Annotated in this window: 12 protein-coding genes and 1 pseudogene; 5 read left to right on the top strand and 8 right to left on the bottom strand. The window is 71.4% G+C overall.

Features of this window, described 5'->3' with window-relative positions; translation table 11 throughout:
* Positions 1-31 precede the first annotated feature (31 nt).
* A complete protein-coding gene (locus tag BLW76_RS02075) occupies positions 32-736 on the top strand; it encodes an SDR family oxidoreductase (protein WP_091304159.1) in 705 nt (234 codons plus the stop codon).
* 121 nt (positions 737-857) lie between these two features.
* Positions 858-1,421 (top strand): TetR/AcrR family transcriptional regulator, encoded by a 564-nt coding sequence (locus tag BLW76_RS02070; RefSeq protein ID WP_091304718.1) that lies wholly within the window; start codon positions 858-860, stop codon positions 1,419-1,421.
* A gap of 11 nt (positions 1,422-1,432) precedes the next feature.
* Here the strand turns inward: BLW76_RS02070 and BLW76_RS02065 are convergent, their stop codons facing one another.
* The 3 genes from BLW76_RS02065 to BLW76_RS02055 are packed head-to-tail and all read right to left on the bottom strand — an operon-like array spanning position 1,433 to position 5,378.
* Positions 1,433-2,305, bottom strand: a complete 873-nt coding sequence (locus BLW76_RS02065) for a phosphotransferase family protein (RefSeq protein WP_091304158.1) — start codon at positions 2,303-2,305, stop codon at positions 1,433-1,435.
* Positions 2,290-3,108 (bottom strand): siderophore-interacting protein, encoded by an 819-nt coding sequence (locus BLW76_RS02060; protein ID WP_091304157.1) that lies wholly within the window; start codon positions 3,106-3,108, stop codon positions 2,290-2,292. The genes BLW76_RS02065 and BLW76_RS02060 overlap by 16 nt, the downstream gene beginning before the upstream one ends.
* Positions 3,105-5,378, bottom strand: a complete 2,274-nt coding sequence (locus BLW76_RS02055; RefSeq protein WP_091304156.1) for an ATP-binding cassette domain-containing protein — start codon at positions 5,376-5,378, stop codon at positions 3,105-3,107. Before BLW76_RS02055 ends, BLW76_RS02060 begins: the two co-directional genes overlap by 4 nt.
* Positions 5,379-5,454: 76 nt before the next feature.
* Here BLW76_RS02055 and BLW76_RS02050 point away from each other — a divergent pair, with 76 nt between their 5' ends.
* Positions 5,455-6,255 (top strand): TetR/AcrR family transcriptional regulator C-terminal domain-containing protein, encoded by an 801-nt coding sequence (locus tag BLW76_RS02050; protein ID WP_091304155.1) that lies wholly within the window; start codon positions 5,455-5,457, stop codon positions 6,253-6,255.
* Here BLW76_RS02050 and BLW76_RS02045 read toward each other — a convergent pair.
* From BLW76_RS02045 to BLW76_RS02035, 4 genes and pseudogenes are all read right to left on the bottom strand, one after another.
* Positions 6,233-7,000, bottom strand: a complete 768-nt coding sequence (locus BLW76_RS02045; protein WP_208613207.1) for a methyltransferase domain-containing protein — start codon at positions 6,998-7,000, stop codon at positions 6,233-6,235. The genes BLW76_RS02050 and BLW76_RS02045 overlap by 23 nt on opposite strands.
* Positions 6,974-7,177 (bottom strand): annotated as a pseudogene (locus BLW76_RS49420) (putative acetyltransferase); the annotation flags it as partial. The pseudogene BLW76_RS49420 and the gene BLW76_RS02045, both read right to left, overlap by 27 nt.
* Entirely contained in the window at positions 7,174-7,404 is a 231-nt protein-coding gene (locus BLW76_RS02040; RefSeq protein WP_091304153.1) for a glutaredoxin domain-containing protein, read from the bottom strand. The gene BLW76_RS02040 and the pseudogene BLW76_RS49420, both read right to left, overlap by 4 nt.
* A gap of 59 nt (positions 7,405-7,463) precedes the next feature.
* Positions 7,464-9,587: a terpene synthase family protein gene (locus BLW76_RS02035; RefSeq protein WP_244170056.1), complete on the bottom strand. Its 2,124-nt coding sequence runs from the start codon at positions 9,585-9,587 to the stop codon at positions 7,464-7,466.
* 201 nt (positions 9,588-9,788) lie between these two features.
* Here BLW76_RS02035 and BLW76_RS02030 point away from each other — a divergent pair, with 201 nt between their 5' ends.
* Together BLW76_RS02030 and BLW76_RS02025 are read left to right on the top strand one after the other, a co-directional pair.
* Positions 9,789-10,085: a GNAT family N-acetyltransferase gene (locus BLW76_RS02030; RefSeq protein WP_091304151.1), complete on the top strand. Its 297-nt coding sequence runs from the start codon at positions 9,789-9,791 to the stop codon at positions 10,083-10,085.
* A gap of 151 nt (positions 10,086-10,236) precedes the next feature.
* Positions 10,237-11,253, top strand: a complete 1,017-nt coding sequence (locus BLW76_RS02025) for a S1 family peptidase (protein ID WP_091304150.1) — start codon at positions 10,237-10,239, stop codon at positions 11,251-11,253.
* A gap of 50 nt (positions 11,254-11,303) precedes the next feature.
* Here BLW76_RS02025 and BLW76_RS02020 read toward each other — a convergent pair whose 3' ends face one another.
* Positions 11,304-11,927 (bottom strand): SAM-dependent methyltransferase, encoded by a 624-nt coding sequence (locus BLW76_RS02020; protein ID WP_091304149.1) that lies wholly within the window; start codon positions 11,925-11,927, stop codon positions 11,304-11,306.
* Positions 11,928-11,952: the final 25 nt, after the last annotated feature.

The raw sequence follows: 11,952 nt of genomic DNA, 5'->3' as shown, positions 1-11,952 counted from the left end.
ACGAGCAAGCCAGGTGCGAGAGGAGCTCGTCATGGACATCACGGGTGCGGTGGCACTGGTCACCGGAGCGAACCGGGGACTCGGCCGCCGGTTCGCCGCGGCACTGCTGGAGCGCGGCGCGGCCAAGGTGTACGCGGCCGCGCGGAATCCCGAGTCCATCGACCTGCCGGGCGTGGTTCCGCTGCGCCTCGACGTCACGGATCCGGCGTCGATCCGCGAAGCCGTGGCCGCCGCGGGCGACGTCACGCTGCTGGTGAACAACGCCGGCTCGTCGACCGGGGCGTCGCTGCTCGGCGGGTCCCTCGAGGACATCCGGCTGGAGATGGACACGCACTACTTCGGCACGCTCGCCGTGACGCGCGAGTTCGCGCCGGTCCTCGAGCGCAACGGCGGTGGCGCGGTGCTCAACGTGCTGTCGGTGCTGTCCTGGTTCACCGCACCGCAGGTCGCGGCCTACTCCGCGGCGAAGTCCGCGGCCTGGTCGCTGACCAACGCGCTGCGCCTGGAGCTGGCGCGGCAGAAGACGCAGGTGACGGCGCTGCACGTCGGGTACATGGACACCGACATGGCCAAGGGCGTCGACGGCCCGAAGAGCGACCCGGCGGTCGTGGCGGGACTGGCGCTGGACGGGGTCGCGGAGGGCCGGTTCGAGGTGCTCGCCGACGACCTCAGCAGGAACGTGCGGGCCGGGCTCGCCGCCGATCTTCCCGCGCTGTACCCCTCGCTGGTTTCCTGAAGGCGTTTTCCGCACCCCGGAATACGGCGCCGTCCGCCGCGGGCGTATGAATAGGCGGGTGGCGGAACGCGTCGAAGCGGGAATGGGTCGGACGAGAAACCGCTGGGGCGAAGGCGAACGGTTGCGCGGTGAGATCCTGGCCGCGGCCGGCCGGTTGCTCGCCGAGCTCGGGGGCGAGGACGGGCTGACGATCCGCGGCGTCGCCCGCGCCGTCGGCATCGCCCCGGCGAGCATCTACCAGCATTTCTCCGATCGTGCGGAATTGGTCCGCGGATTGCTCGACCACGAATACGCCCGGCTGCGGGATTCGATGCGCGCGGCGGAGGAGTCAATCGGCGAAACCGACGTCGTCGGCCGGGTACGGGCGCAGATTCACGCGTACTGCGCGTTCGCGATGGACAACCCGGGCCATTACCGGTTGATGCTGGCGAACGGCGCGTCCGGGCTGGAGTCCGGCGCCCGCCCGACGGGCCCGCTCCTGGACGTGATCGACCGGCTGACAGCGGGCTTCGAACGCTGCGTCGAGGCGGGCCACGAGCTGCGCGTGACCCCCGGCCGCGCGGCGGCGGTGGTGTTCGTCGGGGCGCACGGACGGGTCGCGTTGTTCCACAGTGCCCTGAACCGGACCGGGGCGGAGCTGGTGGAGCCGTTCGTGGACGAGCTGGTTTCGCTGGTGTTCACGTGAGCGGCTTGCGGTCACAGCGCCCGCTGGGCCGAGTCCAGGTTCGAAGCCAGCCACGCCGCAACGAACCGCTCGCGGTCCGCGTTCGTGTCCTGCCGCGGCACCATTTCCACCAGCATGATCAAGCCCAGGTACACCCGGTACAACGTCAGCCGTCGCCGGGCCGGGGCGTCGAAGTGGCCCGCGCCGTAGCCCTCCAGCAAGGGTGCATCCAGGTCGTGGAACAGCGTCAGGGACACGAACTCCGCCACCGGGTCGCCCCAGAACGCGCGCTCGGCGTCGATGATGCCCGAGACGCTGTCGCCGTCGAGGAGGATGTTGCCCTGCCACAGGTCGAAGTGGACCAGCACCGGCGTCGTCACCGGCTCCAGCAGCGGCTCGCGCCGCCGCACCAGGTGCGCGATCTCCGCCGCCGGGCGCGGCAGGCGGACGCCGTAACGGACGGCGTCCGCCAGGACCGCGTCCACCATCGCCCGAAACGCCGAGGGCCACGTCGGGTGCAGCGGATCCTGGAGGTAGCCGAAGCCGGGGCCGGTCGTTTCGTGCAGGCGGGCCACGATCGCGCCCAGTTCGCGGCGCAGGTGCGGGCCGGCGCCGGGCGTGCGGTTCCACGGCTCGCCCGGCACCTCCGTCATCAGCAGGAACTCCGGCCCCGCGCCCATCACCGACGGCAGCGGCCCGGACGCCAGGCGGTAGTACTCCGCCTCCGTCGCCAGCAGGTCGTGCTCGTACGTCAGGCCGGGGCCGGACGGCGCGATCTTGAGCACCAGCCGCCGTCCGGCCGCCAGCACCAGGCGGATCGCCCGGTTGTACGTTCCGCCGCCGATCTCCTCGGCCGTCACCACCGCCGCCGGGTCGATGCCCGATGCCGTCAGTTCCCCTTCCACCCGGCCGAGTCTTCCAGCTTCTCCGCCGCGTCGGCCAGGTCTTCCGGGGTCGGGGCGTCGTCCTGGGTCAGGCTGCGGCGCCAGTAACCGGTGAACTCGACGGCGTTCTTGGCCAGGCCGCGCTCGCCGACGAGGTGCCGTCGCAGCGAACGCACCACGCCCGCTTCACCCGCCAGCCACGCCGTCACCGAACCGGAAGGCCAAGCCGCCTCGCGCACCGCCGCCAGGAGCAGGCTGCCGTGTTCGGCGCCGTTCCGGTGCAGCCAGTGCACCTCGCCGGGCAGCGGCTGCTCCTCCGCCGCGTCCGCGACCTCGACGAACGCCACCGCATTGTCCACTTCGGACAACAGGGACGCGATGGCCGGGATCGCCGTCTCGTCGCCCGCGCACAGCAGCGTGTCCGCTGTGGACAGTGGCCGCCGGTAGGCGGGGTCCGGGCCGTACCGGCCGAGGACGTCACCCACCGCCGCCCGGGCCGCCCACGCGGTGGCCGGCCCCGCCGCGCCGGAGTGCAGGACGAAGTCGACGTCGATCGTCTCGCGATCGTGCGAGCGCACGGTGTAGCTGCGCATCACCGGGCGCTCCTCGGCCGGGATCGCCAGGTACGCCTGGTACCAGCGCATGACGTCGTCGTCGGCCGACGGCAGCCGCACCGGCCGTCCCGGTGGCGGGAAGAGCAGCTTGAGCTGCTGGTCGGGCCACGGCTCGAGGGAATCGAGCCCGGCGCCGGTGAAGGTCACCCGCACCACCCGCGGCGTCACCCGCCGCACCGCCGTCACCTCGAGCAGACCGGTCGGCTTCACGGCTTCTCCAGGTATTCGCGCAGGTGACGGGCGGTCAGCGTCGAGGCGTCCGCGACGAGCTCGGCCGGCGTGCCCTCGAAGACGACCCGGCCGCCGTCGTGGCCGGCCCCCGGTCCGAGGTCGATCAGCCAGTCGGCGTGGGCCATCACGGCCTGGTGGTGCTCGATGACGATCACCGTGTTGCCGGCGTCGACGATCCGGTCGAGCAGGGCCAGGAGCTGGTCGACGTCGGCGAGGTGCAGCCCGGTCGTCGGCTCGTCGAGGATGTACGTCGACCCGCGCTCGGCCATCCGGATCGCCAGCTTGAGCCGCTGCCGCTCGCCGCCGGAAAGCGTGGTCAGCGGCTGCCCGAGGGTGAGGTAGCCGAGGCCGACGTCGGCGAGCCGGTCGAGCACCGTCCGCGCGTTGCCGCCGGTGAAGAACTCGCGCGCCTCGGCGACGGACATCGCCAGCACCTCGCTGATGTTCTTGCCGCGCAGCTCGAACGTGAGCACCTTGGGCGTGAACCGCCTGCCTTCGCACTCTTCGCAGACCGAAGCGACCCCGGCCATCATCGCCAGGTCCGTGTAGATCACGCCGAGGCCCTTGCACTTCGGGCAGGCGCCCTCGGAGTTGGCGCTGAACAGGCTCGCCTTGACGCCGTTGGCCTTGGCGAACGCGGCGCGGATCGGGTCGAGCAGGCCGGTGTAGGTCGCCGGGTTGGAGCGGCGGGACCCGCGGATCGCCGACTGGTCGACCACGACGACGTCGTCGCGCCTGCCCAGCGAGCCGTGGATCAGCGACGACTTCCCGGACCCGGCCACCCCGGTGACCACGGTCAGCACGCCGAGCGGGACGTCGACGCTGACGTCACGCAGGTTGTGCAGGCTGGCCCCGGTGATCGAGACGTGGCCGGTGGGTTTCCGGACCTCGTCCCGCAGTGTCACCCGGTGGTCGAGGTGGCGGCCGGTGAGCGTGCCGGACGCGCGCAGGCCGTCGACGCTGCCGGTGTAGCAGAGCCGCCCGCCGTCGGCGCCCGCGCCGGGGCCGAGGTCGACGACGTGGTCGGCGATCCGGATCGTCTCCGGCTTGTGCTCGACGACCAGGATCGTGTTCCCCTTGTCCCGCAGGCACAACAGGAGGTTGTTCATCCGCTCGATGTCGTGCGGGTGCAGCCCGACGGTCGGCTCGTCGAAGACGTAGGTGACGTCGGTGAGGCTGGATCCGAGGTGGCGCACCATCTTCACGCGCTGCGCCTCGCCGCCCGAGAGCGTCGCGGATTCGCGGTCGAGGGAGAGGTAGCCGAGGCCGATCTCGACCAGCGAGTCGAGGGTGTCGCGCAGGTTGCCCAGCAGCGGCCGGATCGACGGCGCGTCGAGGTGCCGGACGAACTCGGCGAGGTCGCTGATCTGCATCGCGGCGCAGTCGGCGATGTTCCGGCCCTCGATCTTGGCCGACAGCGCGGCCTGGTTGAGCCGGGCGCCGCCGCACTCGCCGCAGGTCTTGAAGGTCGCCGCCTTCTCGATGAACGCCCGCAGCTTCGGCTGCAGCGATTCGACGTCCTTGTGCAGGTAGAGCCGCCGGACCTTCACGGCGAGGCCCTCGTAGGTGACGTTGGTCTTGCCGACCTTCACCTTGCAGGAGTCCTTGTGCAGCAGGGCGTCCAGCTGCTCCGGCGTGAAGTCGCGGATCTTGGCGTCGGGGTCGTAGAAGCCGGAGGAGAGGTAGGTCTGCACGTACCAGGTGTCCGGGGTGAAGCCCGGCACCTGGATCGCGCCTTCGTTGAGCGAGAGGTCGAAGTCCAGCAGGGCGTCGACGTCGAGGTCGGAGACCCGGCCGAGGCCCTCGCAGGCCGGGCACATGCCCTCGGGCAGGTTGAAGCTGAACGCGCCGGACGTGCCGACGTACGGCTCGCCGAGCCGCGAGAAGGCGATCCGCAGCATGGCGTAGGCGTCGGTCGCGGTGCCGACCGTCGAGCGCGAGTTGGCGCCCATCCGTTCCTGGTCGACGACGATGGCCGCGCTGAGGTTCTCCAGCAGGTCGACGTCCGGGCGCGAGAGGCTCGGCATGAACGACTGGAGGAACGCGCTGTAGGTCTCGTTGATCAGCCGCTGGGACTCGGCCGCGATGGTGCCGAAGACCAGGGACGACTTGCCGGAGCCGGAGACGCCCGTGAACACCGTGAGCCGGCGCTTCGGGATGTCCAGGTCGATGCCGGTCAGGTTGTTCTCCCGGGCCCCCCGGACCTCGATCACGTCGTGGGTGTCGGCGGCCCGCCTGGGTGAAGTCATACCGTCCTTCTTGATACTTTAGGCTGTAAAGTGATTCTTCAGCGTACATTACTTTAGGGTGTAAGGAGTCGGCAAGGTGGTCGTCTTCGCGGGTCAGGGCGACGCCCGCCGGTCCATGGAGCTGCTGTGGGGGCCGCGGGTGGTGGCGCCGCGCACGGGCCCGGGACCCAAGCCGGGCCTGTCCGTCGAGGCGATCGTCGCCGCGGCGATCGAGATCGCCGACGCCGACGGCATGCCGGCGCTGTCGATGCGTTCGGTCGGGGAGCGGCTCGGCCGCACGGCGATGGCGCTGTACACGTACGTGCCGGGCAAGACCGAGCTGGTCGACCTCATGTACGACCGGACGCTGGGCGAGCTGCCGTCGTCCTTCCCCGCTTCCGACGGGTGGCGTTCGGCGGCGCTGTCGTTGGCCGCCGCCCTGTGGGACCTGCACCTGCGGCACCCGTGGCTGCTGCAGGTCTCGCCGGCGCGGCCGGTGCTCGGGCCGGGGGAGTTCCACGTGCAGGAGACGCTGCTGTCCGTCCTGGCGTCGACCGGGCTGCCGCTGTCCCGGGTGCGCTGGGTGGTGGCGGCCCTGTTCAACGTCGTCCGCGGCTCGGTCCAGGCGGCGGCGGAGTCGCGGCAGGCGGCGCGCGAGACGGGACAGTCCGAAGAGGACTGGTGGTCCGCGCGGTCGGCGCTGCTCGGCGAGCTGGCACCCGATCTGACGCAGCGGTTCCCGACGGTGGCGCGGCTGGGGGAGGAGGGCGAGTACGAGGCGTCCGGCTCCGACGAGCCCTACCTCGAGCGCGAGGCGCGGCTGTCGTTCGAGGCGGGCCTGGAGCTGCTGCTCGACGGCGTCGAAGCGGCGATCGTCAAGGCTTCCGGGCCTCGATGAGGAACCTCGTCGTGTAAGCGACGAACGGGCCGTCGTGCTCGAGGCGTTCGTGCAGCTCGCGCAGCTTTTCCCGGAACTGCCCGACCGTGAAGCCCGGCACCATCCAGATCACCTTGCGCAGGAAGTAGACCACCGCGCCGACGTCGAAGAACTCGGTGCGCAGCGACTCCGCGCGCAGGTCGACCACCTCGAGGCCCGCCGCTTCGGCTTCCCGCACCGCCCGGTCGGGGTGACGGCTGTCGCGCGCTTCCTCCGGTTGCGGGCCGAGGAAGAACTCGACCAGCTCGAACACGCTCGCCGGGCCGACCTGCTGGGAGAAGTACGTCCCGCCGGGACGCAGGACGCGGGCGATGCCGGGCCAGTCGGTCGTCACCGGGTGGCGGCTGGAGACGAGGTCGAACACGTTGTCCCCGAACGGGATGCCGTCGGTGGCCACGACGACCACCCCGCGCGCGCGAAGGCGGGCCGACGCCTTCGCGACGTTCGGCGGCCAGGACTCCGTCGCGATCATCAGCGGCGGCAGGGACGGACACCCGTCGAGGACTTCGCCGCCGCCGGTTTCCAGGTCGAGGGCCGCCTCGACGCCGCCGAGCCGGGCGCCCAGCAGCCGTTGGTAGCCCCAGGAAGGACGCTCCTCGGTGGCGCGGCCGTCGAGCCAGGAGAAGTCCCAGCCGTCGACGGATTCCGCCTCCGCCTTGGCGACCAGCTCGTCGAACCGCGACTTCCGGACCGGCGGCGGGGGCACGGGCTTGGCGAGCGCGACGGCGTCGAACGCGACCACGACCGGGCCGCGCCGCGTCTCCACCGTGCACGTCGTCTCGTCGCGGGCGACGAGGTTGCCGAGCGCATCGGTGAAGCCGCCCTCGATGCGGTAGCGCACCACCACGCGCGTGCCCAGGGGCAGTTCGCGCAGCAGCTTCACAACCGCGCGCTCAGCTCTTCGTCGGACGGCTCGACCAGGAACGAGCCGTCCGCCCAGACGATGGCCGGGATCCGGCGGGCGCCGTCCTGCAGCTCGCGGACGCGGCGCTCGGCCTCCGCGTCCGCCTCGACGTCCACGTAGGCGTACTCGACGCCTTCGCGGTCGAGCAGCGCGCGGCTGCGCTTCACGTCCGGGCACCAGCTCGCGCCGTAGACCGTCAGTTTCACGGAACTCCCTCCGATACCGGGTGCGACCCCGAGTATCGCCTCCGCCGGGGTAACGCCGTTCAGCGACCCGCGGGGAGCAGCGACGAGATGCGCAACGACGACGTGCCGATGCCGGTCGGGCCGCCGAAGACCGGGACCGCCGCCGGCCGGCAGCCCAGCTCCGGCTCCGTGTAGCGGGCCGAGGTCTGGTGCCAGTGCACGGTCCCGGCCAGCCAGTCGCGCAGCTCCCGGACGAACCCGAGCAGCGTCCGCTCCGTGGCGTCGTCGCGGTACAGGGCCGGCAGCTCGGTCGCCGCCGCGTGGTCGAACTCCGCCAGGCGGGCGTGGACCAGGTCGGTCACCACCTCGGCCGCGCGCTCCACCGGGCAGTCCAGGAAGTTCCGCACCACCAGCACCGCGTTGTGCAGCTCGCCCTCGTACTGGATCTCCTTGCGGTAGGAGTACAGGTCGTTGGCCAGGCACGCCACGTCCGCCGCCGCGTGCTCGAGGGTCTGCACCGGGCGCGCGCGGTGCAGCGCCGTCGGCAGCGCGTGGCCGCGCGCGAGCTGCATCGTGAGGTCCGCGCCGAACGTCCGGCGCCGCATCTCGACGTAGTCGATCGGGTCGGGGATGCGGTTCTGGGCCTGGTTCGCCAGCTCGCAGAGCCAGCTCGACGTCATCGCCTCGACCGCCCGGCGCACGGCGGGCCGGCGCTCCGCCGGGGTGCGCGGCCAGAGGTCGGCCAGGCCTGCTTCCAGCGGTGTCATCGGCGTGGGCATCGGCGCGCCGTCCGCCGGCATGAACGCCGGCAGCCGGAAGTTGGCCGCCTTCGCGCCCGCGAGGTCGCGGGTGGCACCGAACGCGAGCGGGTAGTGGTCGTCGGCGTAGGTGCGCCAGGTCAGCCAGCCGCTGGTGACGTCGAGGGCGTCGGCCGTCGCGTCCGGGTGGATGCCCGCGGCGTACCGCGGCAGGTCGGCGGCCCGCAGCTGCCGCTCGTCCCACACCACGCCGTCGAGCAGGCCCGTGCGCCGCGCCCAGTCGACGTTGCGGTCGCGGGCCTCGGACAGGTGCGGGCTGAGCCGCAGCGGCAGTGGCAGGTCGAGCGACGGACGCGGCAGGCCGGCCGCGGAAAACGGCGTCGAGCTGTGGGCCCGCAGCCGTTGCGGGGCGGTGGCGAGCACCGACGAGAAGATGCTCGACGCGGAGCCGCCGAGGCCGCGTGCCCCTTCGTTCATGTACCGGCTGGACCGCAGGTGCCATTCGTGGCCGCCGGACTGCCAGTCCTGCAGGCCCTTGACGTAGGCGAAGGTGGCCGCGCGGGCGGCCGGGTCGACGCAGCGCCCCTCGAACAGCGGATCTTCGAACAGCGCGGGTACCTCGGTGAGCGCCGTGTGCTCGAACTGGTGCAGGCGCGAGGTGATCAGGTCGTTGACGGCGTCGGCCGCCTGCTGCGTGCTCAGCCCGAGGAACTTCTCGAACACGAGCACGCCGTTGGACAGCTCGCCCTCGTCCTGCACCTCGCGCTGGTAGGAGAACAGGTCGTTGCGCAGGTGCACGGCGTCGGCGAAGCAGTCGCGCAGGACTTCCATCGGCCGGGACGCGGCGATTTCGCCGGGCACCTCGGCGTGCACCGAGTGCTCGACCAGGTTCGCCGACCACGGTGCGCCGCCGACCTTCCGCCGCATCTCGACGTACTCGATGGGGTTGGCGAGCCGGCCTTCGTTGATGTTGGCCAGTTCCCACAGCGACTCGTCGAGCAGCGCCTTCGTGCTGTCGGCGAACCGGCGCCGCCAGCCGGCCGAGCGGTGCGGGACCGTCCGGGTCCACAGGTCGGCGAGGCCGCGCTCGACCGGGTTCTCCGGGGTCGCGGTGATCTCGCCTTCGGCGGGCATGAACAGGTCCAGGCGGTCGAGGTAGCCGCGCGCGCTCTCGATGTCGCCGGTGCGCTTGTAGAGCTCGAGGAAGTGGTCGTCGAAGTAGAAGACCCAGACGTACCAGTCGGTGATCAGGTCGAGCTCTTCGGCGCCGGCGTCGGGGTGGGTGTAGGCGCAGAGCAGCGCGTAGTCGTGGGAGTCGAGGTCGTGCTCGGTCCAGATCACGGTGCCGTGCTGCGGCACGTCGATCATGGCGAACTCGCGCGCCCACGCCTTGCTGTGCTCGCGCGCCCGGTCGAGGTGCGGGTTCAGGCGCGCCGGGTGGGGCATGTAGAACTCGGGGAGGACGAACGGCTGATCAGGCACCCCGCGAGGCAACCAGCCGGTCGCGGTGCCCGCCAAGGGGAACAGCCGCGAAGCACACGAACGGGACGAGCACTTCCCCCGGCCGGCGCAGCGGCGTTCCCGGCCCGGTCGGCGCGCGGTGGCCGGCCGTCGCACGATGGTGGTGTCACCGAACGAGGAGAGCAGATGACCGAGGAAAACCGGGTGGTCGACAACCCCGGCGAGAACCGCTACGAGCTGTGGGCGGCGGACAAGCTGGCGGGCTTCGCCGCGTACGACCGGCGCGGCGACCTCACGGTGTTCACGCACACCGAGATCGACGACGCCTTCGCCGGGCAGGGCCTGGGCAAGGTACTGGCGGCGGGCGCGCTCGACGACGTCGTCGCCCGCGGCGGGACGATCGTGCCGGTCTGCCCGTTCATCGCCGGGTACCTGAAGAAGAACCCCGGCTACGAAGACCACGTCCGTTGGCCGCGGGAGTAGGCCCAACGGGGTGACGCGGTAGGCCGTTCGGGGCGGTCTGAGTGGTATGTCCGGTTCCCTTGGTTATTAACCAACCTTCGTCGGTAGTGCGTTGGTTGCCTGGCAACGAAAGTGTCGGCACAGGCTTCAACGGCAACCCTGGAGGAAGTTGATGACTCCCCGGAAGACCGCTCTCAAGACCTTCGCCGTCTTGTCGGCCGCCGCGCTGACCAGCGGTGTTTGTGCTTCGGTGGCCACCGCGTCCCCGCTGGCCTTCGCCGAGCTGCAGGCCCACGCCATCACCGGCGCCACCCAGGTCGCGAACGCCCTCGGCGCCGCGTCCGGCGGCATCTACCTCGAGAACGGCAAGGCCGTCGTGAACGTCGTCGACGACGCCGCGATGCAGCAGGTGCAGGCCGCCGGCTTCACCGCGAAGAAGGTCAAGCACACCTTCGCCGCGCTCACGAGCGTCAAGAACGAGCTGGACGCGGTCAAGAACGTGCCGCAGACCGCGTGGGGCATCGACACCAAGACCAACCAGGTCGTGGTGAAGGTCTACGACGCGGCCGGCAAGGAGGCCGCCGACAAGGTCTCCGCGGCCGCCGCGAAGTACGGCGACAGCGTCCGCGTCGAGCACCGCACCGGGAAGCTGGAGCTGTACATCGCCGACGGCGACGCGATCCAGAACAGCCAGGGCCGCTGCTCGCTCGGCTTCAACGTGACCCGCGGCGGCTCGCCGTTCCTGCTCACCGCGGGCCACTGCACCAACCTCGGCGGCACCTGGTCCGGCGGCGACGTCTCCGGCGCGCAGGTCGTCGAAAGCGACTGCCCCGGCGCCGACTCCGGCCTGCTGACCCGCCCGAACGGCACCGGCCCCGGCGAGATCAACACCGGCCAGCAGATCACCAGCGCGGCCACGCCGACCGTGGGCGAGCAGATCCAGAAGCAGGGCTCGACCACCGGCGGCGGCAGCGGCGAGGTGACCTCGGTCGACGAGTCGGTCAACTTCGACGTCGGCGTGCTCAACCACGAGTTCGGCACCACCGCGCACACCGACCACGGCGACTCCGGCGGCCCCGCGTACGACGGCTCGAAGGGCCTCGGCACGCTGTCCGGCGGCGACACCCAGACCAGCTACTTCTACCCGCTCACCCTCGAGCTGCAGGCCTACGGCCTCGAGCTCGCCTGATCCACTCCCGAACGGGGGCACTTTCACGTGAAAGTGCCCCCGTTCGCGGGTCAGGACTCCAGGCGCCGCGCGCGGTAGACGGCGTCGGTGTGGTGGCCCTCGCCGCGTGTCTCGCACGTCTCGACCACCCACTGCCACGGGTCGCCGAGGTAGCCGGTGATCTCCTCGGGCTCGAAGTACAGCTCCTCCGGCGGCTTCTGGCCGTCGAACTGCCGCATGGCCTTCGGCGAGTGCCCGACGACCAGCAGCGAGCCGCCCGGCCGGAGCGCCGCCGCGGCCGCCGTGAAGACGTCGCGGCGCAGGTCCGGCGGGAGGTGCATGTACTGCGCCGAGACCAGGTCGTACTGCGCTTCCGGCCGCCACTCGAGGATGTTGCGGTGCAGCCAGTTCACGGTCACGCCCGCCTCGGCGGCGGCTTCCGCGGCGCGGGCGAGCGCGATGGTCGAGATGTCGACACCGTCGACCGTCCAGCCCTGCTTCGCGAGCCAGATCGCGTCGCCGCCCTCGCCGCTGCCGAGGTCGAGCGCGTGCCCGGGTTTCAGCCCTTCGACCTCGGTGCGCAGGTTGACGTTGACGTTCCCGCTCCAGATCCGGTGCTCGTCACGCTGGTACAGCGCTTCCCAGAAGTCCTGCTTGAGCATGGCGTCGACGGTCATCGGGTGGTCGTGGGACATGGTTCCTCCTCAAGGACGTCCTCCG

Source organism: Amycolatopsis tolypomycina, assembly GCF_900105945.1.
GTDB lineage: Bacteria > Actinomycetota > Actinomycetes > Mycobacteriales > Pseudonocardiaceae > Amycolatopsis > Amycolatopsis tolypomycina.
The sequence above is the reverse complement of the archived record's forward strand: the minus strand, read 5'-3'. Positions and strand labels throughout refer to the sequence as shown.